The organism is Paenibacillus sp. GCM10012306, from assembly GCF_042649265.1.
In the GTDB taxonomy this organism is placed as follows: domain Bacteria; phylum Bacillota; class Bacilli; order Paenibacillales; family Paenibacillaceae; genus Paenibacillus_AQ.
In genome coordinates this window covers 188554-211839 of sequence record NZ_JBHRYW010000008.1, presented here as the reverse complement: position 1 = coordinate 211839, position 23286 = coordinate 188554, and the positions used below count along the sequence as shown (strand labels likewise).

At 40.8% G+C, this 23286-nt stretch carries 21 protein-coding genes, 1 tRNA gene and 1 pseudogene; 10 read left to right on the top strand and 13 right to left on the bottom strand.

Translation table 11 applies throughout. From position 1 onward, the window contains the following. Positions 1–48 precede the first annotated feature (48 nt). Positions 49–1059 (bottom strand): site-2 protease family protein, encoded by a 1011-nt coding sequence (locus ACFORK_RS18630; RefSeq protein ID WP_483874851.1) that lies wholly within the window; start codon positions 1057–1059, stop codon positions 49–51. Positions 1060–1435: 376 nt separating this feature from the next. Between ACFORK_RS18630 and ACFORK_RS18625 the strand changes: the two genes are divergently transcribed. After that, positions 1436–1630, top strand: a complete 195-nt coding sequence (locus tag ACFORK_RS18625; protein ID WP_379201654.1) for a hypothetical protein — start codon at positions 1436–1438, stop codon at positions 1628–1630. A 119-nt stretch (positions 1631–1749) separates the two neighbouring features. Here ACFORK_RS18625 and ACFORK_RS18620 read toward each other — a convergent pair whose 3' ends face one another. Further along, positions 1750–2727: a stalk domain-containing protein gene (locus ACFORK_RS18620; RefSeq protein ID WP_379201652.1), complete on the bottom strand. Its 978-nt coding sequence runs from the start codon at positions 2725–2727 to the stop codon at positions 1750–1752. Positions 2728–3048: 321 nt separating this feature from the next. On the opposite strand from ACFORK_RS18620, the gene ACFORK_RS18615 reads away from it, so the two are divergent. Then, positions 3049–3120: transfer RNA gene (locus tag ACFORK_RS18615), tRNA-Val, on the top strand. A 401-nt stretch (positions 3121–3521) separates the two neighbouring features. Here the strand turns inward: ACFORK_RS18615 and ACFORK_RS18610 are convergent. The 5 genes from ACFORK_RS18610 to ACFORK_RS18590 form a co-directional block, all read right to left on the bottom strand. Further along, entirely contained in the window at positions 3522–4133 is a 612-nt protein-coding gene (locus ACFORK_RS18610) for a DUF1643 domain-containing protein (RefSeq protein WP_379201650.1), read from the bottom strand. A 213-nt stretch (positions 4134–4346) separates the two neighbouring features. After that, positions 4347–4484, bottom strand: a complete 138-nt coding sequence (locus ACFORK_RS18605; RefSeq protein WP_379201648.1) for a hypothetical protein — start codon at positions 4482–4484, stop codon at positions 4347–4349. A gap of 226 nt (positions 4485–4710) precedes the next feature. After that, positions 4711–6300 carry an HNH endonuclease gene (locus tag ACFORK_RS18600; protein ID WP_379201646.1) on the bottom strand — a complete coding sequence of 530 codons (1590 nt, stop codon included), beginning with the start codon at positions 6298–6300 and terminating at the stop codon, positions 4711–4713. A gap of 616 nt (positions 6301–6916) precedes the next feature. Beyond that, a complete protein-coding gene (locus tag ACFORK_RS18595; RefSeq protein ID WP_379201644.1) occupies positions 6917–7261 on the bottom strand; it encodes a DDE-type integrase/transposase/recombinase in 345 nt (114 codons plus the stop codon). A gap of 353 nt (positions 7262–7614) precedes the next feature. Then, positions 7615–7827, bottom strand: coding sequence for a transposase (locus tag ACFORK_RS18590; RefSeq protein ID WP_379201642.1), 213 nt, complete (start codon positions 7825–7827; stop codon positions 7615–7617). A gap of 199 nt (positions 7828–8026) precedes the next feature. Between ACFORK_RS18590 and ACFORK_RS18585 the strand changes: the two are divergent. Further along, positions 8027–8982: pseudogene (locus ACFORK_RS18585) on the top strand (IS30 family transposase). 17 nt (positions 8983–8999) lie between these two features. On the opposite strand, the gene ACFORK_RS18580 reads toward ACFORK_RS18585, so the two are convergent. Then, on the bottom strand, positions 9000–9827 hold the full coding sequence (locus ACFORK_RS18580) for a restriction endonuclease (RefSeq protein ID WP_379201640.1): 828 nt from the start codon (positions 9825–9827) through the stop codon (positions 9000–9002). A gap of 840 nt (positions 9828–10667) precedes the next feature. Here ACFORK_RS18580 and ACFORK_RS18575 point away from each other — a divergent pair. Further along, positions 10668–10856 carry a hypothetical protein gene (locus ACFORK_RS18575; RefSeq protein ID WP_379201638.1) on the top strand — a complete coding sequence of 63 codons (189 nt, stop codon included), beginning with the start codon at positions 10668–10670 and terminating at the stop codon, positions 10854–10856. 219 nt (positions 10857–11075) lie between these two features. On the opposite strand, the gene ACFORK_RS18570 is transcribed toward ACFORK_RS18575, so the two are convergent. From ACFORK_RS18570 to ACFORK_RS18555, 4 genes are all read right to left on the bottom strand, one after another. Next, positions 11076–11510 carry a VOC family protein gene (locus ACFORK_RS18570; protein ID WP_379201636.1) on the bottom strand — a complete coding sequence of 145 codons (435 nt, stop codon included), beginning with the start codon at positions 11508–11510 and terminating at the stop codon, positions 11076–11078. Positions 11511–11666: 156 nt separating this feature from the next. After that, a complete protein-coding gene (locus ACFORK_RS18565) occupies positions 11667–13223 on the bottom strand; it encodes a helix-turn-helix domain-containing protein (RefSeq protein WP_379201634.1) in 1557 nt (518 codons plus the stop codon). 152 nt (positions 13224–13375) lie between these two features. Then, positions 13376–14386 carry an ABC transporter substrate-binding protein gene (locus ACFORK_RS18560; protein ID WP_379201632.1) on the bottom strand — a complete coding sequence of 337 codons (1011 nt, stop codon included), beginning with the start codon at positions 14384–14386 and terminating at the stop codon, positions 13376–13378. A 185-nt stretch (positions 14387–14571) separates the two neighbouring features. Beyond that, entirely contained in the window at positions 14572–14787 is a 216-nt protein-coding gene (locus ACFORK_RS18555) for a hypothetical protein (RefSeq protein WP_379201629.1), read from the bottom strand. 185 nt (positions 14788–14972) lie between these two features. Here ACFORK_RS18555 and ACFORK_RS18550 point away from each other — a divergent pair, with 185 nt between their 5' ends. The 6 genes from ACFORK_RS18550 to ACFORK_RS18525 all read left to right on the top strand — a co-directional run bounded on the left by ACFORK_RS18550 (position 14973) and on the right by ACFORK_RS18525 (position 22119). Continuing rightward, positions 14973–15491, top strand: a complete 519-nt coding sequence (locus tag ACFORK_RS18550; protein ID WP_379201627.1) for a DUF3231 family protein — start codon at positions 14973–14975, stop codon at positions 15489–15491. Positions 15492–15668: 177 nt separating this feature from the next. Continuing rightward, the gene (locus ACFORK_RS18545) at positions 15669–16250 is read left to right on the top strand and encodes a YitT family protein (protein ID WP_379201625.1); all 582 of its coding nucleotides are present in this window, start codon (positions 15669–15671) and stop codon (positions 16248–16250) included. A 343-nt stretch (positions 16251–16593) separates the two neighbouring features. Then, the gene (locus ACFORK_RS18540) at positions 16594–17709 is read left to right on the top strand and encodes a tyrosine-type recombinase/integrase (protein WP_379201623.1); all 1116 of its coding nucleotides are present in this window, start codon (positions 16594–16596) and stop codon (positions 17707–17709) included. Further along, positions 17690–19723: a tyrosine-type recombinase/integrase gene (locus tag ACFORK_RS18535; RefSeq protein ID WP_379201621.1), complete on the top strand. Its 2034-nt coding sequence runs from the start codon at positions 17690–17692 to the stop codon at positions 19721–19723. Before ACFORK_RS18540 ends, ACFORK_RS18535 begins: the two co-directional genes overlap by 20 nt. Positions 19724–20028: 305 nt before the next feature. Then, on the top strand, positions 20029–21705 hold the full coding sequence (locus tag ACFORK_RS18530) for a tyrosine-type recombinase/integrase (protein WP_379201619.1): 1677 nt from the start codon (positions 20029–20031) through the stop codon (positions 21703–21705). A 30-nt stretch (positions 21706–21735) separates the two neighbouring features. After that, entirely contained in the window at positions 21736–22119 is a 384-nt protein-coding gene (locus tag ACFORK_RS18525) for a DUF6262 family protein (protein WP_379201617.1), read from the top strand. Between the two features lie 727 nt (positions 22120–22846). Here the strand turns inward: ACFORK_RS18525 and ACFORK_RS18520 are convergent. Next, a complete protein-coding gene (locus ACFORK_RS18520; RefSeq protein ID WP_379201615.1) occupies positions 22847–23197 on the bottom strand; it encodes a helix-turn-helix domain-containing protein in 351 nt (116 codons plus the stop codon). Between the last annotated feature and the right edge of the window lie 89 nt (positions 23198–23286).

Sequence of the window (23286 nt, the reverse complement as noted above, 5' to 3'; positions counted from 1 at the left end):
ATTAACCACTCTGGAGATTTTCAAATCGCTGGACTTCCCTTACCGCCATTAAAGATTCACATTCCCCACCAGGTGTACCATATAGATCATACCTCCAAGGAAGCCCGCCAGCGCAAAATAAGCTATTCCGTACTTCCAGCGAGTGGCGGCAGGCACATCATAATATTTGTCATTCTCAAAAGGAGTACAGTGAATCTCGCAACTCATCCTCAGATGTGAGCCATTCTCCAGTTCGGCCTGCTCCAGTTGGATGACCTTCACTTTCTCAATAATGACCTGCTGGGGCAGCATGGCTGTACCATAATAATCCAGACTATCCCACTTCACCCCGATATATTGCTGGTGGTTCAAATCGCTATAAGTTGTAAAAGGCAACTCCCGCTTGTGTTCCGGCCCCGGGATCATATATCCTTCCTCGATAAGACGCTCCACAGGAATCATAAAACCGCGGGTGACCGTCTGGCTCTTACTTTGCTTGCGCCGTTTAACGTATTTGGTATACAAGTCATAGGCGAACAAGCCCCAGATAATCAAAAACAAAATCGATTTCAGATAAATAATGACCGCAAGTCCTCCCACAAGTCCAACCAGCCATAACCATCGTGTAACCGCCGTGACAATACGGCCTCCATCCAGCGGATGAATAGGCAGCAAATTAATCAGATTTAGCAAAAATCCCACGTATGCCAAAGAGTACAGCAAGGGGCTATCCAAGTAATAAGCAGCCCCGAACACCGCTGCCGCCCCAATGCTACCCAGTATAGGACCACCGAAGGCAATGTACGCTTCGCTCTTGGCATCCAGCGGCTGCCTTTTCAAAGCGATTAGAGCCCCCATAAACGGAATAAACAACGGTGCGCTGACGGGGAGCCCCATCCGCTTAGCTGCGAATACGTGGCCCAGCTCATGAACAAGCAGCAGTAGTACGAAGCCTATCGAAAAGCTCCATGGGTAAATGAATGCATACGCCCAAATGGACACCATCATCGAAATTAACGGGCCTGCGATCTTTCCTATTTTTAACAGCGACAGAATCGCCTTTCCCTTCAACAGGAGCATTGCTGCCCCACCGCCCAGCCATTTCAGCGGAGTGGAGGAAGATTTTTTATTCGGCACATTTTGCGGCAACAGTCTCGAGCTCCTTTGTTGATTCGTTATTAGATTTACGTATTTTACCATACCTATTAGAAAAATTCCTTCTATATAAAGGGGGGATATTCGTACCGGGTAATACGGAGCAATGGTGAAAGAGTTTCATCACGTCCTAAATGCAGCGAATTTTTACAAACAGTTAAGATGTTATGAGAAAAAATACATGGGAGGTACATTCGTGGTGAAAAGCACTATTACGGCGCTATTATAGAAGAAGGACTAAACGTTGTTAAATTTCCATATTAATACTATAATTATAAAAAAACCTAAAGGGGCATGACCTATGAAATGGGTTAGCTTAATAATCACCGTATTATCTGTTCTTGCGCTGGTCGGTATGTTTGGCTTCTCTCTCTTTACAGTCATCATGGGGATTATCGGCGGGCTCATCGCTTCCTTCACCATCACAGGATATCTGCAGAGGGTTAACAATGATTTCTCCGAAGATTATTATGAACAGAAGAACCCCAGATATTAATTTGATGTTATCGGATATTAAAAGCAAAGGGCAGACTCATAATCTTTATGTTAAGAAGCGGCTCTTTGTTGTGCAATTTACAAAAAGAAAAGCTACCCGAAGGTAGCAAGAGAAAATTATTAAATGGTTATATAATAGTATAATGTCACTATAAAATTCGGCTTAGATACAGAACCTGAATTTTTTAATTGTACAGATATAGAAACATCTCGGTATTCAAAATTAGTAATTAAGACTAGGTCTCGTTGAAGCAATGCAGTACCTATTTTGGTATCATAATCGCTACCGTACATATCATTATAAAATTCCCTCATATATTTATCTTTCCAAAGTTGATCATCCCTATAATCATCTGTTGTTGGTTTATAAATTTTGCTCAAATCAGAAACTATTTGTTTGTAAAGTCTATATTGATCCCCTGGATATTCGTCACCTTCTGTAATGTAGAACATGTCTTCTAACTTCCCACCTGCATCATGTGCATACCACAATTGTGCCGGTAGCTCGTCATTCCCAAGATACACTCTGTACATCAACGTTTTTTCACCATTAGTACCTGTTCTTGAGGTTATGTAAGTCTTATTCTCTGCCTTTTTAACATCTGCAACGCTTCTCCCCCACTCTATTTCTTTATAGGGATCTTTCGTATTAAAATAAAACGGACCTATGTATATTCTGCTAGCATATTCATCCAATACTAAACTATTATTACTTGCTGATAGCAAAAATTTCAGAGGAGCAAATGTATAACCTTGGATAATTTTCGGAGCAATGGTTAAAGCAGTTTTCTTTCCATTTACGACTCCAGTCTTACTACCTAATGTAAAAGCAAACGATGTATTATTCACCTTATCGGTTACTGTAGTCGTTTTAGTGTTTTTATCGTAAGTGAACGTTAGTCCAAGTGCATTTAAGAGTGGTGCCGTTTGCACAAGCATTGTACCATTCTCATAGACTGGATCTTTATCGAATACAATTCTTTTATCATTGAAAAATATTATCTTTCTGCTTGAGTCTGCATGAATAACAGACCCAAATGAATTAAAAGCAATAATGAAAATAATAAAAGCACTAAACCATAACTTGCACTTCTTCATACAAAAATCCCCCAAATAGTGTTTTTTTAACTATAGTACCATCACAAATAAAGTAGGTCTATAGAGTTATAAAATGACTAGGAAGAGGAATTATTCCTACGATACCTCTGAGACTAGAGTGCTTATACCTTCTCTTATGCGTAAATTATGAATTGTAGCAAAAAAACATTTTCACAGGCGAATGATTTATTTTCACATTAGTACTTATGAAGGGAATCTGCTCATTTTTAGAGCAAATCAAAAATGGTTACAATGCAATTGTTTTTTCATAAAAAACAATTGCATTTATCGCCCAATCTATGGTATATTATTTCTTGTCGCAGGACGGTAGCTCAGCGGGAGAGCACTATCTTGACAGGGTAGGGGTCATGGGTTCGAACCCCATCCGTCCTATATTGAAAAAGCCTTGTTTTATAAGGCTTTTTCTTTTGTTTAGGAATACGTTGGAGTGTAACACGAGGAGTAAAACTGGTCTTTGGTCAAGAATAGTTTTTAGAGTATTTTGCAGATGAAAATTGCTCCATTAACGAGATATACTAATTAAAAATCAAAATCATGAGATAAGAAAATCCGACCATGGGTCGGATTTTCTTAGTTTTAACCATTTACTAAATGATTATTCTATCTCTGAAATAATAAACTAATGTGTACCTTCGGCTTAATCACAACAATTATTAATGACACTGAAAAATGCGATTTCAGTGGTTTTTCATTATTCATTTAATACTGAAAAACCAGGTTTTTAATTCATAACCAAGCTGCAGTATTCCTATAATTCTCCAAGGGGATTTAATTCATAAAAACTTTATCAATTTTAAATCCTGCTTAGCCAAATACTTAGGGTGTCTTGGTTGTCCTTTTTTGGTTAATCCAGTTTTCTTCCTACTTTCCATAGAGAATACTCCTTTAATATGTCTTAGCTTTTTAATTCCCTCCAAGATTTTTTTCGTCTCATCTTTATGAATCACAGCACTTATTTTTGGTGGAACATTTCCCCATCCTAGGACGACATAGTGACTTTTTTTAAGTTGCTTCCTTATATGGCGTTGATTCGTATTTAGTAATTGTGCAATACCATTAACTTTCTTTATTACCTCACCTAAAGACTTTGAGGAAGGTTCATAAAAAGGAAACAAATTTAAAACAACCACTTCATGAACCTTTTCAAATCGAGCGTCTTCCTTAATTAGTCGATCTACAAAGATTAACATGCTATTTACTGTGTCATCCGACTGTAGTGTGTCGGCCAAGCTAGGATTCATTAGGATAAATGAGAGCACTTCACCATTTGTTTTCTCAGAAAGTGACAAAACAAGATTATGCCTAACACGAATACCATTTTGCAATTTGTACTTACCCATATTCTCAATTTTTACCTTATTTATAAAAATTGGATATCTTCTCATAATACCACCTCTTACCTTTCAGATCCCGATAAAATTTCAGCGATAATTTTCGGTTTCCATACTCGCCCGATTTCGATACCGTCCCCAATTCAGTCAGAGTAAATTCCCAGAAACCTAGTTACCATCGGAACACCAATCAAGTGCATTCCATTTGATTGACAGTAACCACTTGATATTCTAAGGTAAACCGGTGACCTCTGGTGGTAGCATCGATTAAAAAACCTTTTTAAAGTCAAGCGGGAATAGATTTATGTCTTTGCTTGGAGTAATAGGAATAGCAACAACATCTATCTCACTTCCTTGATAAGCTTGATGGATCAATGTCACTAATATAACTATTAACTCCCTCATTCATGGATTTCCCTCCTGTTTGTACAGAGCAAACTTACTAATTATACAATATCTTCATCTAGTTTTTTTAATCACCTATAAATATCGATCGTTATAACCGATCGCCCTCCTGCTGTATTGAAACAATGTTCCCGTTAGTTGAATCTTACGCCCATATATGTATTTTTCTAACCTTTAGGTACTCATCTCGGGCTAAAAAGATTTTATTTATGAAAAGCTCTACCCACTACGAGCTACCTTCATTGTTCTCCAACATAAGATCTGTTACGCTGATATGTTTATTCATAAGAATAGGTAATTTCTCCCCTTGACTCGAAACCAAATATAATTCGTTCTGGTCAAAGATCATTTTAGAGAATCCCCCTTTGTGATAATGAACAAAGGAGTGGTGGTACGAACAAAGACACAAGGCATTGGAATAGTGATCGAGCGTTTCAATATCGGATTTCGTTTCAGCTGTACCAAGTGGTGTAATATGGTGCACTTCGCAATAGAATGTGCCGTCGTTTTTTTCAATCCGTGGTATTTGTGGCTTCTCTTCACCACAAATTTGGCAATGATATTCGTATAGCTTTTTAAGCAATACCACCATTTTTCTGTTTCGGGCAATGCATTCCGCCCAATCCGCTTCATTTTGATTTACGGCCTGTAATTCTTTCAGCTTATCGAGAAGGGCACCACCGAGACCAAGCCGGGACTGATATTCTTCCTTATCCAACCGCTCAAGTCCTAACCTGTTCAAGAACGTTTGGATGGATTCACTTCGGCTCCGTAAAAAGTAGTACAAAGAGCGATACAATGTTCCGTCCGTCGCCAAGTAGACATATCCTCCAAAGGATTGTTCTAAAATCGACTCTTCATACATTGCAAGGCGCTTTTGGTGTTCAGAAGCATAATCGCGGCGTCTCCATTGGAAACCCAACATTTCAGCATATTCTTGTGCGTTCATTCCGAATTCTCGCGCTCGGCGAGATAATCCCGTTTGATCACTGGAACCATGGGGAACACGAAGAACACCATCATCATCAACATGTGCCAATAGTCGTTCGAACCACTCTTCATCCGTAATGGTTTTCCGATCGGTAAGAGGATACACTTCTATCTGTTTTAGATAATTTTCATAATCAAGACTGCGTATTCTACAGTATTGTTTAACATTTAAGGTTTCTACCTTTTTAGGCTTTGTACGGAAATAGGTTTGTCCACCAATGGTTACCTTCTCATACATACGTCGATGGGCATAATTCTTAGAATCCATTCGATCGCGATTCTTAGATCGTAACCATGAAAGTGTCTCATCATCAAAAGTAAAATGAAACCGAACGGATTCTTCATTTCGGTGCAAAAATACTGGCCCTTCTGAAGATCCTGTTAAGAATGCTTTGTTACCATCATCCTCATAATAAAAGAGTTCCCCCTCAACCATAATTTTCATAATAAAACGTTCTTCTTCAGTTAATCGCGTTACCTTCCAGTCTGCCCCACCCGCTGTAGCTTCTTGAAGACGCTGAGACACACGCCCCCTAGACATTCCTAACAATTTCCCCAAGTCGCTTCGATTGATATCATCATAATGTTCGACAAGGTAATGGGCGGAAGAATAATCAAACTCCCCCAATACTGTAAACTGTCTCCCCACATAATCAAATCCCAGGGATCGTATGTACTGCTCCATGGATTGTTCTGGAAAATTTTCCTGTATGTACCCGTAAATCATTCCATAATATGATCGATCTTTTGTGCTGAGCCCTTTTACTACCTTGTTTGGAAATAGGTACATCAGACGATCGTGTACAATCTGAGAATCCCGGTCCATTATAAGTCACCTCATGATTAATTATATCATGTGGTTGATATATTTCAGATTTCATCCTACCTCTATTTTATCCTCTCCATTTCGTGGGAAGAAACAATGACGACTCCCTGTAATGAAAAATTCATCAGTTAATCATAAAGGAACTATTAGTATTAAATCAAAACCTCTCGCTCCAGAGATCATTTGGACAGTACCTATAAAAAGCTCCAAACAGAAGCTATTTATAGAATTGACTAGTGATACGACTGAGTTTATCGAAATAAAATATAGAAAAATATTATATATACTAACTTCTAAAAAACTAGGGCGTGTCTGAAAACTAAAGAAGTTTGTGGTATGATTTGAGGAAAAGGATTGGAGCATCCACTTAGTTGAGTATTTTTTCAATAAAATCAAACACTTTCGTCGCGTAGCTACTCGTTACGACAAGCTACCTAAGTCATTTTTATCGTTTGTATATGTCGCTGCCGTTTTTAAATTGACTCAGTGACGAGTTTTCAGACACATCCTAGTTGATAGCCTTAAAAAGGATAATAAAGTGCAGGCCTGTCGCTGCTGTTCTAGAAAATGAAGTATCAGGCTGTTGATTCTATGCAGTTTTTGAATTATCTTCTCATCAGACTTCGTAAATTAAGCCTTGCTCCGAATGAAATACGGCTTCCGAAACGTCTCTTTTTCGTGTCCACTGCTTCACCGCATCCAGAACCAGGCTTACATCGTTACGATTGGAAATTTGCCAGGCGACAATCTCATTATTTAAAAGATCCTGAATCGCAGACAGGTAGTAAAAATGGGTGCCATCTGAGATATAGGTAATATCGGCGACGAGCTTTTGTTGAGGGGAAGTCGCATGAAACCGGCGCTTCAGTCGGTTAGGATACACCACGGAAGGTGTATCGTTGGAGCGATTTCTCTTCTTTGGATCACAGATTGGATCGACAATTCTTTCATGAGCCGCCATACTTTTTATGGTTACGAGATAACCCGCTTCCCACAAGGTTGTCCGCATTCGGGGGTACCCAAAAATAGGGATATGCCAAGTGGATGGCTACCATATGCTCTTTAATCTCATGCTCTCGCGAGTGTACTTCCCCTAGTCGTGACTGTGTGGCTTACCACTTGTAATAACTGGATCTGGAACTAGTAATAGGCTTGTAATACCGTGTAGGTCGCGCAGCTCCACAATGGCCTGATAATGATCCCGAGGTCTTAATTTCAATAATTTTCTATATTTGGATACCGATTTTTTAGATAGTCCACCTGCGCTTTCAAGTAATCCCGCTCTTCTTCAATGCTGGAAAATGTCGTACGGGATTATCCTTTCATGGGATTGGACAGGCCCTTGCGTGTACCGAACGCTTCTCCATCACGATGCTTCCTTACCCACGCTTTCAGTTGGGTACTGCTACGAATACCCAACATTTCTGCCACTACATTATGGCTGGAAGATCCCTTAAAATATCCCTTGACTGCCTTCATCTTGAAATCTTCGGCATACTGTTGAAATACTTGTCCTTTTCTAGTCATAAAAATACCCCCTCCAAGTTGACTCGTTCCTAATGATAACATTAGGCTTTTTACGAGTGTTTACTTGAAGGGGATAATACCTCTCTCCTCTTATGCAAAAGACGGATTGTAATATGAAGTGCGACAGATAAAGAACACCCATGGAAGATTCGTGTAAAATGGAGTCACCACAACAACCATTACACAGGAGAATCAAACCATGGGCTACTCACATCTTAACATAACTGAACGCAGTCAGCTAGAAATCTTACTTCGCTTGGGATGGTCCAATCGAGAGATTGGCAAGGAACTAGGCAGACATCACTCCACCATTGCTAGAGAGCGAAACAGAGGAAGTCGCAGTAAGACGTACGCCGCAGAAATTGCAGAGGCTAGTTACACGGAGCGGCGAGCATCGCATAAACCAAAGGGGCGCTTTACCCTTGAGTTAGCCAGCGAACTGGTAACGAACCTACAGCAGACTTGGTCACCTGAGCAAATTGCCAAGCATAGGAGAATCAACGGTAAAACGTTCGTTTGTTTCAAGACGATCTACCGTTGGCTATATGCTGGACGCCTTGCGGCAGGTGAAGTAAACGTACTGAGACATAAAGGTAAACGGCGTAAGCCCATGGAGACACGTGGACGCTTTCTCATTGGGAAATCCATTAACCAGCGCCCTAAAGAGGTTCGTAAACGAGAGGCTTTCGGACACTGGTAACTAGATGCGGTTGTATCCAGCCGTGGAAAAAGCCGCGCCTGTGCCGCAACATTCATCGAGCGCAAGACACGGATGTATCTAGCCCTAAAAAGCCAGATCGTACGACTCATTCGATGGAGGTCGCTTTCGGAGTGATCGCTAGCCAGTACCCTCACAACACCTTTCTAACCGCTACAGCAGATCGAGGGAAAGAATTCGCCTGCTACGCTGCCCTAGAGACCTTTCATAAAGTGGATCTCTACTTTGCCGACCCCTATTCGTCCTGGCAACGAGGATCTAACGAAAACGGGAATGGACTTCTTCGGGAGTTCTTTCCAGAAGGTCATGACTTTGGACAGGTTACCGACGAGGAACTCGCTCATGCCATCCATCTCATTAACAACCGTCCTCGAAAATGTCTAGGATGGAAATCTGCTCACGAATCTTTTATGGAACAGGTGTCGCACTTAGCTTGACAAACCGTCGTATATAATCATTTCACATCGCCTTTTTTATTAAAGAAGTATATTTCATCAGTCTTTACATCTTTCAAAATAGCCTTTGCAACTTTCTCTCCTTCTATTTTAGAGACTATTTCAGATGAAATTACATTATAGCGAAATTTTATACTCTTTATTTTCAATTTAGTTTTATTTATGTCGTAAATATAGGCATTTTCAAATTTATAAACATGTTCCAGATTCTCCGCTTCTTCAATAGTCGGTAATTCATTTTGAAGATCATAGTAAGTTTTAATAGCGTTATCATCACCATCATAAATTATAACTTGATCAGCCATTCCTCCTAACATAATTCTATCCCCTTCTCTGTATCTAGTATTTTCTAGTATCCAGCCAGAGTCGTAGTTAGGTTCTTCATGAGTTATTTTCTTGAAAAGAAAAGTTCCTCTGATTTCAAAATCTCTTATTAATCCTTCCCAATCCTTGTCTTCAGGGAACCTCATTTCTTTTAAAGAAATACCATAATATTCTCCGAATTTTTTTGCACCGCTTTGGTATCCAACCTTTGTCACAAAAATCCCTTTGGTATTATTGCCCAGATCATGTACCACTCCAAAAAAATCTCTTATTTTACCAATAGAAACTTCTCTAGTGTAATTTTTACATTCCACTGCAATTCTATGAATTTCTCCAACCATCTCAAATTCCCAATACACATCAATTTGATGTTCACAACCAGATTTCCCAGGAACTTTTACATTATGCTGAATGCTTATTGTCCTGACACCTTCTTCATTATGAAGGGTTTCATAAATTTCCTTTGCAAGTAATTCGTATTGCAAGTGAGGGTTTGGAATCAAAATATAAACACCTTTCTTTCATAATATTTTCTTTTTATTGTAACACCTTCAATACTAGGAAACATTACATGTATAATAACTCCATACAAATATAAATTAATAAAACTGCACAATGTTTCTTGGTCAAGATTTTTTGTGTTCCTGTTGATTCAATTTCCGAGCAGTATGCTTATTTCATTTCCAGAACCCTTGCCCTACTTGACTTTCTTACGCAAATCCCTTTCTACTCAGGAGCGTCGTTTCATCTTGACAGGGTAGGGGTCATGGGTTCGAACCCCATCCGTCCTATATTGAATCATTAGAGAAAACTCTTATCTTATACGGGGTTTCTCTTTTTTGTTATCTTTACCGGTTACTCAAATTCAAAATTATATTGATTTGAGGACGAATTGGGAACGGAATTTCCGTGTTAAAAACCCTGACAGTATCAGCGCTGTACAATAAGATGTTCCAATACTTTTAAACGAAAAGACCTCGTCAGCATAATCACTGACGGGGATTTTATTATTCAATAGTATACGTAGAAATAGTTACTTTATCCGATAGACTTCTAGTTTGCAAATTATGATCATATTTAGGGGAAACGATATGAACAAAAAGGCTAAGACTTTCCCGGGGACTATCAGTCCCGTGCGGTCGCTATAGACTCAATCAGCAAAAAGTTAAACGTTGACGAAGGTCCTCTGCAAGATACCATTCAGGACATGTTCAATGACCACATCGGTCTGATTGAATCAGTGAACAAAGTAGACGGATCGCTCGAGATGTTATGTTAATTGGACACGGTGACAGCACTGCTGCATCAGGCTCTAATTTAATGCTTCTATCGGATCGCCAATTTTGGCTGTAAATCCTGATCCGCCATCCACTGCGGTCGGAAGTGTGCTTACCAAGCTTCGTATTCTAGACGACGGGGTTGACTTCGCAAGTATTGATGCGGCCACTGTTAGAAATGGAATACGATACCGTACCATGGGATCTGATGTGTTTGGCCTAATGTTCACCGCCGGTGACGCCACCGGCAAATAAAGAAACCTTGGAAAGATACCATTATGTAATGAATGAACCCCGTAGCCATTTTAGCTACAGGGTTCTAGGAACTTACTCAAACGGGAACTAGCTATCCATAAATACTACACCATCAATCTCTTCATTTCATTATAACCACCGCTTTGCAATCACAGGACACTTTTTGCTAAAGTACACAAGATTCTTTCTGTATCCATTAAATTCTTGCTTTGGTCTAATCTATCTTTCCACATATTCCCCTGTAATCTCAATCAAATTCCCATCGGGATCTTGGAGCATAAAGCAGCAATACGGCTGCACCACATTGATATATAGAAATTCGGTCACGGTCGCAATATTTAATGACTGAATTCGCTCATACTCTCTCTGCAAGTCAGGAACATTGAAGTTTAAAACCACATTGTTACCATATTGGGTAGTGTGATCTTGTTTATATTTCAAATACGCTTCATTAAAATGAACGGATATATCTTCACTATCCTTGATGAGCCGCTGGTCATATTCCGGATTCCACAGGGCAATGGTATTTCCGCAATGAAATTGCGCCCATCTTTCGAGATTTTTGGATATAGCTTTCATATTCAGCAATGCCTCATAAAAGGCGATAGACCGGTTCATATCCTTAACGACTAAATAGGTACATCCTAATTGCACTCCACATCATCTCCCGTACATAACTTCCAAGTATTTACTTCGAATGATAACGAACATACGATCCTATTGCAAGCTAAAAAAGCCCGACCAATGGGTCCGGCTTTAACTCACGTTTAGCTTCCTATCATAGCTACTCTCTTCTTTCATAAAATCCCCTCAAGCCAACACCCGCAGCACATCATCAATCTTCCTTCTATGCGACAGCACCCCATAATTCATCCAGCTGAGAAAATCCACCTCGTACACGTGGTTATTGCGGACCGCGGGCAGGCTTTGCCAGAGCTCCGTCTGGAGCAGTTCCCTGCCCTCTCCTTCGCCTTTATCGAAGGTAATGAACAGGTGGTCGGCATCCAGCCGGGCCAACATGTCTGGCGGGAGGTTGATGCGTCGCTCTCCCCGGGCTAGCTGCTGCACCAGCGGGTGCGGCTGGAGGCCCAAATCTTGGTGCAGTACACCTGCCGTATAGCCCAGATCTTCGCTGCCATACAGCGTAATCCCGCAAGCTGAAAGCCGAAGAAAGGCTACGGTCTGATCGCGAACGGAACGGGTAAGCAGATGTCTGGCTTCCTTGGCTTTGTGCTCATAGCTACTGATGATTTCGTCCACCTGGCCGGTTCTTCCGAACACCGAGGCCACGGTCATCAGGGTGGAGCGCCAGTCCTCACTGCTCATCATCGGCACCTTGAATAGTGGGGCTACGGTCCGGCATTGCTCCAGTCCCCAGCGTTGGTACCCTTCATCCAGCAGGATCAGCTCTGGCTCATACGGGGAGAGTGACTCCCAGTTTCCGGACGAAATCTCGAACGGCGGAACCTGGTGCAGGCCGAGATAATCTTGCATACCCCACTGGGCGTGTGCACACTGGGCAACGGGAATGATGCCAAGCGCCAGCAGGTAATCCTCCATAAATGGAGCGAACACACGAATATTGTCCTGATGGGTGCGGCGGTATTGTCCTGGCGTAACTCCTACTGCCCCTTTAAAGCGCCGGTTAAAATAATACTCGTTGCTGTAGCCCACCGTCTGGGCAATGTCGTAAAGACGGTCATTCGTCATCAACAATAGTTGTTGTGCACGATCAATGCGCAGGTCATTCAGGTGATCCAGGGGGAATTGCCCCGTGATCTCCTTGAACATTTGGGTGTAGCGGGACCGCCCGATCTTGGCTATGTCTGCCAAACGGTCTACCGTCCAGACCTCGTTATAGTGCTGTTTTAAATACTCAATAGACTGCTCTACAGCACTTCGAACGGTATGCTCATGCTTGTCCGTTGTCCTCTGCCGGTAGAGCAGCAGCAATAGCTCCATAAAGTGAATTTGACCCATAAGACGGGCAGCCTCCCCGCTGCCGGCCTGGTCTTGGTGAAGCGTCTCCAGCAGCAAAAGACACTTAGAGAACGGTTGGCAATCCACAGGTCCAGGCACCACCAGTTCTCCAGCTTCCGCCAAGCTAACCCGCCTATATCCCGCCTCGCTTTGCCTAATCACTTCAAAACCAATCTGATAATAGCGAAGTCCCTGTGCCCCGCATTCCAATCCCCCCGTCATGCCGGGAGAAAGCAGAAATCCGGTACCTTGCTTTAGAGAAAATCCCGTTCCATCTGCAACCAGCCGTCCTTGTCCCTCTACCGCCACCACTAGGGTCCATTCCTGAAAGAATTTAGGCATCTCTTTGGAATCCGCAGGTCTGTTTAGCAGTTCTATTTGGTTCAAAGCGTATAACAACGCCTCCTTGTTTGGTGGCTCCCTATGATCCACGACATTCTTCCGCTCCTTCTTAATTGAGAATGATTTTCACTAATTCAGTGTAAAACAAAAAAGAAAGCTGTTCAACCGAAGTTGAGAGCTTTCTTCTGATATTTGTCTTATTTCACCATGTATTTCAACAGATCGTCCAATTTCATGGAGTTAGCGGTGATGGCGCCTGACTGCCAGTGGGAACGCTCCATTTTGTACACCTTGCCATTTTTGATCGCCGGGATGTTTTTCCACAGGGGACCTTCCAATGTCTTGTAGGCTTCCTGATTCTCCGGGTCATCCCAGGTTCCGTTGGCCGGGAACACGATAATATGATCCGCTTCTAGCTCGGGGATAACCTCTTCTGAAATAATCGCTTGAGAATCCGTCATATTGGCTGCCATAGGAACAGGCTCAAGTCCAAATTCGCTGTAAATAACCCCGGTATACCGGTTCTTAATCCCGAACAAAGCCAGTGTCTTATCAGCAACATTCAGCCGGATCACCGCCACGGTTTCTTTTCCAACCGCCTGTTGCAGCTTAGCCTTTCCGTCTTCCTCCTTCTGTTTGTATTCGGCTAGCACACTCTCCGCTTTCTCAGGAATGCCCAGCACATCTGCAACAGCCTTCAGCGTCTCGGCAGAGTCCTGTAGAACTGCTTCCTTCAACCGGTAGGTCGGTGCTATCTTGGAATACTGATCGTACTTCTCCTTGTCCACGCCCCCATCCACGATGATCAGGTCAGGGTCCTGGTCCAGAAGTGCTTCCAAGTTGCCGCTAAAATCAAACAATGGAACATCCAAATGAAGATAATCCTGTTTGCCCCAGTTCGGATGATACCATTGAACCACCGGTGTGACGCCCAGTGCTTTTAGATAATCTTCAATATATAGACCGACTACGCGCTTCGGATGAACCGGAATTTCCACCTCTCCGAATTCATCGGTTACTTTCCGTGTTGCATTGTCTTCAGTGGTGTTTTCGGTCTTGCCAGCCGTCTCAGCACTTGACTGAGTCTTCTCTGTATTATTCGTTGCAGCTGCTTCTTTAGGCGTATTATTGGCCCCGCAAGCTGTCACCCCAAGTACTGCTACCATTAACAAAGCTGTCCATGCAGCCTTTTGACCCCATCTAAGCATCTTTCTCCACCTCAACTGTAATTGATTATCATTCTCATATGATGACAAGAACAATGGTAACCTACAGCTGATCCTTTGTTCAATGCACTTTTTCTCCCGATTTCTTATACAAACGATTGCTCCCGCTTGACGACGGCGGAGTCCATTATGTTGTAGTTGGGCTGCGCTCTCGTCTTCTGCCAGCCTCAACCACCTGTCAGAACACGAAATTCATACAGCTCCCGGCTGTATGACAGCCCACGGATACGGACACAGTTGGGGGTATACTCGCAGATCCGTCCTCCAAGCTCCAGAATATCCTCAGCTTCTCCGCCTTTGACGGCCACTGCTACAAGCGTCTCGGACAGCGCCAAGGCCAGCAGATCGATATCACTTTCCAGCACTTTATATGTAAAATCCATCTTCTTTTATTCGCTCCTTGACCTTATCGCTCATTTAATAGTAATTATTACTATTAATAATATAGCTGTATTTAATCAGTGCTGCAAGCCTTAAATTTCCTCAACTCAGCATAGCGGAATAAAACAGTTGTTGCCGGACAAGCTATTTACACGTTCATAAACTATTTATAAAGGAGTAATACGCAATGGGCATTCTAAGCGGTAATCCTAAAGACGAACCCATGCACTACGGCGAAATATTCGGGGTGTGGCAATTTTCCGCCAAAGCAAAAATGTCGTTATCCGCCCTGCAGGCCTACCATTATCATGCAGGCGATCAGGATTTGAAGAAAATTATTGATGACTTGATGGATCAGGCCCAAGGGGAGATCAAGGAATGCGACAAGCTCCTTAAAGCCAGCGGTGTCTTCCCTACTCCTACGCTGCCAGATCGGCCTTCCGCCAAGATGGCGGACATTCCAGCCGGAGCCCGATTCTCCGATCCGGAGATTGCCGCTGCGCTGTCCGCCGGGGTGGCCATGAGCCTCGTCGAATGCAGCCAGATTATGGGCATGTCTATCCGTGAGGATGTCGGCGCCCTGTTCATGAAGATTCATGCCTCCATGGCTTCCCTGGGGCTTGCGCTCCTGCGGATCAACAAGCAGAAGGGCTGGCTCATCCCGCCCCCGCTGCAGCTTAAACGGCCGGAACCCGTGCCGGTCTAATCCCCTCACTCTGATCCTGCGCAAGCAGGGTCTTTTTCCATATTGGAAGGTGTTCACTGCTTACACGGCCCCATGGTAATGGCAGGTTCATGATAAGAGTTTTTCTTCTTCCAGAAGCAATTTTTTACCAATGACAAGCATATTCATAAGACATGCCTAAATGTGGAGATGTTGAATATGAGGTCTTGGTCCAAATACGCCATCATTTTGCTGGGAAGTTTGCTTATTGCCGCAGGGACCAACTTTTTCCTTGTCCCTTATAAAGTTCTAGATGGCGGAATTATCGGCATAGCTCTCATTATCAACTATTTGTTTGGTATCAATATCGGAATTGCCATTGTGGTCTGCAGCCTTCCTGTGTTTTTAGTGGCCTGGCTCATCAACCGCAATGTCTTCCTCAATAGCCTGATTGGCCTGTTATGCTCGTCCCTACTCATTGAACTCGTGGCCCCCTTCCAGTACCACTTCCTCTATTATGTAGAACTCGGACCCATCTCAAGTGCGATTATCGGCGGGTTCCTGATGGGATTGGGCCTTGGACTGATGCTGCGTTTTGAAGCTAGCACTGGGGGCACGGATCTGTTGGCCCAATTTTTTACCCGCTATGTACCGCTGAACGTCGGGGTCATCATCTTTGTGACGGATGCCCTGATCATTGGCGCTGGCGGCCTGCTGATCTCCAAGGAGACCTTTGTTCACTCCCTCTTCACCATCACCTCCGGCGCAGTGGCTACCGGCCTGTGTACCTTACAAGACTGAAACGAATGGAAATAAATATGCATATACACGATCATATGTTCGTATTATAATAACAATCAACTATCACCCCCGTCAAAATAACGCCTCTACGTATCTGCTTCTACCGCTTTACTTGGAGAGTGACGAATATGAATAAAGAACGCATCATTATGCTGTCCGACTTAATTAGACTATTATTTCAGGTAGGTGTTAACGTTTATAACGTTAGCATCTACCTCTTTTAAGTTTAATTGTAATCTTTTTAATTGCACTAAAAAAATATAGATTCTAAAGTCTATATAGATAAGGAGGTTTGACTACTCAATAAATAGGGCACATATTCTGTTGGGGGAAAGGGAGAAGTATGAAAGTACAAGAAGTAATATTCCCTGATGTTAACGGGGAGAATAAAATCAGATACATGCTGTTAGATTCTCACGGGAATCCTATTATTCCTGCAATCAAATATCTAAAATACCTGGATGACATCGGTAGAAGGCCGAATACTCTTAAAACTTATTGTTATCATCTAAAACTGTATTTTGAATTTTTAAAGGAAGCTGAGCAGCTATATACAGATGCCAATTTTAGGCTACTTGCTCGATTCATAGGGTGGTTAAGGAATCCTTATTCTAAGGAAAACGTCTCTCCTATGATGCCAGTCACAGCTTTGAGGTCCGAGAATACTGTGAATGCTATTATGACATGTGTTAAAGGGTTCTATGATTTTTTAGAGCGAACCGACAACATAGATCAAGACATCTTGAAAGACATCACAAAAGAATCATCACAAAAAAGGATTACATTCAAACCCTTTCTTCATCACATAACAAAAGATAAAAAAATCGAGAAGAATATTTTAAAGATCAAACCACCAAAAAGGAACATAAAAACACTCACACAAGCACAAATTCAATCAATACATCAAGGGTGCAGCAATATTCGTGATCGTTTAATTCTCCATGTTCTGTACGAAGGTGGATTACGAATTGGTGAGCTACTTTCGTTGTGGATTGAAGACTTCAATATTAGTAACAACAGCATAAGAGTAAGAGAATCAAAATCAGACGCTGGAGAAGGACGGCTCGTTTATGTTTCTGAAAATACAATAAATTTATTTCAAGATTATATCATTGATATTCATACTTCAAATTTTGATACTAATTTTGTTTTTGTTAACCTTAGTGGACCTAATAAGGGAAAACCTTTGAAGTATTGGGCAGTACGTTCGTTCGTCATTCGGATAATAAATAAGTGTGGGGTTGACTTTACGCCTCATATGTTGAGGCATACATACGCAACTGAAATGCACAAATACGGAGTAGATGCTGCTATTCTACGCAAATTACTTGGTCATGCACAGGTTCAAACCACAATTGGAATGTATGTGCATCCTTCGGATGAAACAATAAGAGAAGAATATCAGGCAGCTCAAGAAAATAAACAAAGGAAAAGAAAACATGAAAAATCCAACGATTAAACTGAAACCATCTGCAGTGCATCTGCAACAAATAAATACTGCTATAACCGGATATTATGAGAACGACATCTGGGCGGTACGTGACTTTCCTTTATTGGATGAAAAAGAAATAGAGAAATGGACCCAATGCCCTAGAGTCATCAATTTTGGCTACTTCTCAAATCATGTGATTAAAAATGAAATCAAATATTATTTTTACCATAAGTTATCAAAAGGTGCTTTAACAACAACCACGGTATGGAGGAATTATAGTAGTGTACTGAAAAGCCTGGGTAAATTCTTAAATAGATATTTCCCCTACATGGAATCTATCATAGAACTACCTATTGACGAATTCTCTACACGCTTTCGAACCTTTCTACTTGAAATTGGTAAGCCCGTTTCCAAAAAAAGATATCCTGGTCTCGTAGAAAAAAAATACAATGCTTCTGATCAATCAGATAATACACGAATAACAGTATTGAGATCGATACATGCTTTTTTTGTTGAATTATATGACGAGGTTCCCGAGTTTGAGAAAGATCGATGGAATATACAGAAACTTAATACAGATTTTAATGTCACGTCTACTTCAAAATATCTCAAATTCTCTTCAATTCCAGTACCTTTCAAACAATTGTGCAAAAAGTATATCCACGAACGCGTAATCCTTAAAGAAAATTTGAAAGCTGTAACAGCAGTCGCCTCACTATTCCGTCTTAGTCTATTCCTTAACTTTATATATCAAACACATTCCGATTGGAGCACATTGAGAGATCTTGCCCGAGAAGATATTATCAAGTTTATTAAGTATATTCGTTTTATGCCTATGGGTGGAAATAGCTCAAAAGCTGGTCAAAAACCAACCGAGCATTATGTATATAGATTATTAATTGAATTACAAGTGTTCTTAAACTACATTCAAGTTTTTGAATATGAAGAAGCACCTTTAAAGAGCGTCGAATATTTGATTCTCTCTGAGGACAGGCCAAAACAAAAAAAGAGAAAAGCAGAAACATTAAACTATATTCCCGATTACATCTGGGAACAAGTTATTGAAAACATCAAATTTCTCCCTTCAACCATAGTTCCTATAATCTTGCTCATGGAAGCAACAGGATTTCGGATTTGCGATGTGTTACTGATAAAGTTGGATTGTTTATTAGAACAAGAAGATGGCTTTTGGATTCAGGGAGATCAAATCAAAACAAAGAGAGTTAATCATAAGGTTCCAATATCAAAAGAAATTGCGGATGTAGTAATGGCCCAGGTCCAATATATTAGCACGATGCTCTCTCCCTCTGAGAATCCCAATAATTATCTTTTTCCGAACGTAAAGGGTAGAAAAAAGGGAACCCCTCCTCTTGGTTCTACAGTTTCTCGAAATCTTAATAATTTGGCTTATAAACAGAACATTAGAGATAAGAATGGAGAAATCTATTGGTTTAAAAACCATGCTTTTCGTCATCGTTACGGAGTAACATTAGTCAATCATGGAATGAACATTGTCTATATCCAAAAGCTGATGGCTCATGCTTGTCCTGAAGTTACTCTACTCTATGCAGAAATTCTGGATGGAACATTGCGCAATGAATGGGAAAAAGTACAGAACCATCAAGGTTTGCGATTCAATAATACAGGTGTTCTGCAATCTGTTGAAAAAAAGCAACAAGTTAGCGAAGTTGGGCTAGAACTGAAGTGGATTAAACATAACATGGATTCCATACGATTAGAACATGGGTTTTGCATTAAGCATACAAGCCAACATTGTGATTTTCTCGATACAACCTTAGATCCTCCTTGCATAAAAAATAAGTGCCGGAGTTTTCATGTAGATACCACATTTATTGCTTATTACGAAGATCAAATCCATAAAATTAATGATGATATAAAAGTATATACAAAGGCAGGGCGGTTACGTTCAATTGAAATTATTACTCCCAAGCTAGAGAGATATAAACAAATCGTTCAAGAAATAAAATTAAATAATGGGATTATGGGCTTATCAAAAGAAAAAAGGGAATACACCCAATAATTAACAGAGGAGATATAAAGCTGAACATTCCAGAAAGTACCGTTCAAACCAACATTATTTCGTTCGAGCAGCATAGACAAATCGAAAAACACTTGAAGGGATATTATGAGTCCGATGTATGGAAACTTTGTAATTTCCCTGACCGTAAAGAGGCTTCATCGAGTTCGAGGCGTGAACTTAATTTTCAAATTTTCAAAAGTATCTCATTAAAAACAGAGATAAAGTACTTTTTTTATATTCGATTAACAAAAGATAAAAGAATATCAGTATGGACTGAAGACTCATCTGCCTTAAGGAATTTGGGAATGTTTATTAGTAGCCACTTCCCTAATATTTCATCCATTTTGGATGTGCCCCATGAGAAATTCTTATATCAATACAGATTATTTCTTTCTTCTTTAAACCTCTCAGAAATGAGTTTCTCATATCGGACACGTATCAGTGCTTACATCAAGTTGTATAAGTTTATTCATGAACTCTATGATAGCCGTCCCGAAGTAGAAAAAGATAAGTGGGATGTTCGGAAGTTGGGAATTGGATTTAATAATACCGACGCGAGATATTGTTTAGATTTTCAAAAAATCGCTACTCCCTTTAGAGAATTAGTAAAAACATATCTTTACCAACGTGTTGTTATCCAGCAATCCCTTGCTTGGAGTACTGCTTTTACATCATTCAATTCTTTAAGGTTATTTTTTGATTACGTTACTGTGAATTATCCTAGTTGGGACAGTTTAAATGAATTAAATCGAAATCATATTATAAGATATATCAGTTTCCTTCGAGAAACGCCAATGGGTTTTGGTAGTAACACCGGAAGAAATACGGGTAAGCTGGCTTCAAAAGACCATATCAACAAGTACCTAAATGCACTGGAGGCTTTTATGGCTTATATTCAGCGGCATGAGTTCAAAGAGGCTCCCAGAGCCCTTGTGAAGAGGCTTATTCTTCCCATGGATAGAGCGAAACAAAAGCGGACCCGAAGTGAAGATATAAAATATATTCCAGATCACATTTGGAACCAGGTGATCGATCACATTCATAATCTTCCTAAAGAGATTATCCCCATTATTTTCTTAATGGAAGCAACCGGATTTCGTAGTTGTGATGTCTTACTATTAAAGAAGGATTGCCTGCTACATCAAGAAGAAGGGTACTGGGTTTCTGGAGCACAACGTAAAGTTGGAATTGATAGTCATAAAGTTCCCGTATCTGCAGAAATTGCAGATGTCATTAAAGCACAAATAGAATATGTGGAAAATAGTATTCCAAATGGAAACCCAAACGAGTACCTATTTCCCATCTTATCCGGCAGAAAAAAAGGACAACCCTATCTTACAACTACGATTTCTCATCACTTAAATAAGTTAGCTTACAAATTTAATATCGTAGATGAATCTAGCTCAGTTTTTAAATTTAGAAACCACGCTTTTCGTCATCGTTATGGAATTACTCTAATCAACAATGGAATGAGTATTCTTCATGTACAAAAATTAATGGCTCACTTAAGTCCAGAAATGACACTGATTTATGCGCAAGTTCATGATCGCACAGCTAGAAAAGAATGGGAACGAGTTAAAAATCAAGGAGCCGTCAGACTTGACGTGGATGGCCATATAATCGAGGCGGATCTTGTTCAGCAAGCGGAAGAAAACAAACTTGAACTGGAGTGGATTAGGCATAATCTTGATTCTATTCGTATGGATCATGGATTCTGTATAAAAAGTCCGAAGATCACTTGCAGCTTTCTAAACGATAATATTGAACCTCCTTGTATTAAGAACAAATGCCCCAGCCTTCATGTCGATCAATCGTTCCTTTCGTATTATGAAGATCAAATTCATAAAATAAAATCAGATATAGACATATTCACAAAATCAGGTCGAACTCGTTCCAGCGAGATTATTCAACCCAAGTTGCAGATCTATCAAAAGATCGTATCATCGCTCTTAAAATCTGAAAATCTCTTTGAAGAGCCCTAAAAATAAAGCGAAAGAAAAGGCGGAATTACGATGTCTAATCCTCATCCAAATTACAAAGGACTTCTATCCCATGCTAAATTCAAAAAAGAGACAACCATAAAAAAAGTGGATTCAGCTTTGAAACTAATGATAAAAAAGCAAATGAAGATTAACTTTAACACAGTTTCAGAGGAGGCTGATGTATCAAAAGCGTTTCTCTATAAGGATGCTCAGATCAGAGAACGCATTGAAATCCTCCGCAAGCAACAATTGGGTCTTTCGTCTCCAAAGCAAGTAAAACGAAGCACCAGTGAAGCTTCAAAAGATGTAATTATCGTATCGCTACGTAATCGTATCACCCTACTGGAAAAAGAAAATAAGCAACTCAAAGAGCAGCTAAAAATTCATTTTGGATTAGTCTATAACGAAATATAAATACAAATGTCATAACTCAAAGAAATAGATTCTTTAGGTCTTTGTTCTAAATGAAGAGGTTCCTAGAAGGGATGAGCGGTCACCAGAGGTTCTGAACATCTCCACCCATGATCAATCCCAGGACCCTTCTAAGACCTTCTATGTGCCTTCTGAACACCTTCCGCTTCTCTACAAAGAATAAACCCCTTACAAGAGGGAGTACCCACGTTAGACGGCAATTGGTTGATGTCAGAAGCACATAAAGTTATACACTAAAAAATATAGTGCTAGACTCGGAATATAAAGTTTTAGACGGACACGCCGGATCTATATGCCGCCTTGTGCTTTTGAATTAAATCACTTGCTGCAATCATACCGATGACGACACCTGGTTCTGAGTCTGCTTCCGAATACCTCCCGCCGAGCAGCGATTGGTATGGTCGCCGACGGCCAGCTGAAGAATAAGCTGTAGCTCACTTCAGGTTGTCATTTCAGATACATCGCTTCAACACGATGGCAACGGCGGAGCTGCACTAAGCTTGTCCGTCTATTCCCAAAATGATGTCATTACATAGTTTTCTTCAAAATATAACAGATACCTTTTTTCCAATAGAAGAGTGCTCTGCACACACGATTCGTTGTTTAAACCAGCCCTGTTGGTCAATTACTTTAATTTTCATTTCCGCCCGCTGCTGTAAATGCTTGTCGGATTTTGCAAACAAAAAAGCAGCCACAATAGGCTGCTTTTTTATTTCAAGTCCAAATCAAGCATCTTAATCAAATCCCCAATCAACTTATGCAATGCTCTGACCTCATTGGTCGATCGCTTCTGAAGAGAACCACTAATCAATTCAATTAATCTATCTTTTTCGTTTTGCTCCGTTCGAACTGGAGCTTCAATTATTTCACTGGGCCTAACCCCCAGTGCAGAACATAACTTTTGAAGTGTTTCTAAAGAAATGTTCTTTTCTCCGCGTTCAATCCCACCAATATAGGACTGAGGCTGCTGCACTCGTTCCCCAAGTTGCTCCTGAGATAAACCCCGTTTTTTTCTAAGCGCTTTTACGTTGGAACCTACATAACCGGCTAATTTAGGCAAGTGTTTATCACCTCTTTAAAAGAGTAGGAGAATAAACACCAAAGTTGAATATACTCAAAACATATATATTTCCATTTGAAAATAGTCTT

Bases quoted from the DNA above. Each gene is read 5' to 3' on its own strand.
- ACFORK_RS18630 (WP_483874851.1), bottom strand. From the start codon at position 1,059: ATGCTCCTGTTGAAGGGAAAGGCGATTCTGTCGCTGTTAAAAATAGGA.
- ACFORK_RS18625 (WP_379201654.1), top strand. From the start codon at position 1,436: ATGAAATGGGTTAGCTTAATAATCACCGTATTATCTGTTCTTGCGCTG.
- ACFORK_RS18620 (WP_379201652.1), bottom strand. From the start codon at position 2,727: ATGAAGAAGTGCAAGTTATGGTTTAGTGCTTTTATTATTTTCATTATT.
- ACFORK_RS18610 (WP_379201650.1), bottom strand. From the start codon at position 4,133: ATGAGAAGATATCCAATTTTTATAAATAAGGTAAAAATTGAGAATATG.
- ACFORK_RS18605 (WP_379201648.1), bottom strand. From the start codon at position 4,484: ATGAGGGAGTTAATAGTTATATTAGTGACATTGATCCATCAAGCTTAT.
- ACFORK_RS18600 (WP_379201646.1), bottom strand. From the start codon at position 6,300: ATGGACCGGGATTCTCAGATTGTACACGATCGTCTGATGTACCTATTT.
- ACFORK_RS18595 (WP_379201644.1), bottom strand. From the start codon at position 7,261: ATGGCGGCTCATGAAAGAATTGTCGATCCAATCTGTGATCCAAAGAAG.
- ACFORK_RS18590 (WP_379201642.1), bottom strand. From the start codon at position 7,827: ATGACTAGAAAAGGACAAGTATTTCAACAGTATGCCGAAGATTTCAAG.
- ACFORK_RS18560 (WP_379201632.1), bottom strand. From the start codon at position 14,386: ATGCTTAGATGGGGTCAAAAGGCTGCATGGACAGCTTTGTTAATGGTA.
- ACFORK_RS18555 (WP_379201629.1), bottom strand. From the start codon at position 14,787: ATGGATTTTACATATAAAGTGCTGGAAAGTGATATCGATCTGCTGGCC.
- ACFORK_RS18550 (WP_379201627.1), top strand. From the start codon at position 14,973: ATGGGCATTCTAAGCGGTAATCCTAAAGACGAACCCATGCACTACGGC.
- ACFORK_RS18545 (WP_379201625.1), top strand. From the start codon at position 15,669: ATGAGGTCTTGGTCCAAATACGCCATCATTTTGCTGGGAAGTTTGCTT.
- ACFORK_RS18540 (WP_379201623.1), top strand. From the start codon at position 16,594: ATGAAAGTACAAGAAGTAATATTCCCTGATGTTAACGGGGAGAATAAA.
- ACFORK_RS18535 (WP_379201621.1), top strand. From the start codon at position 17,690: ATGAAAAATCCAACGATTAAACTGAAACCATCTGCAGTGCATCTGCAA.
- ACFORK_RS18530 (WP_379201619.1), top strand. From the start codon at position 20,029: ATGTTTATTAGTAGCCACTTCCCTAATATTTCATCCATTTTGGATGTG.
- ACFORK_RS18525 (WP_379201617.1), top strand. From the start codon at position 21,736: ATGTCTAATCCTCATCCAAATTACAAAGGACTTCTATCCCATGCTAAA.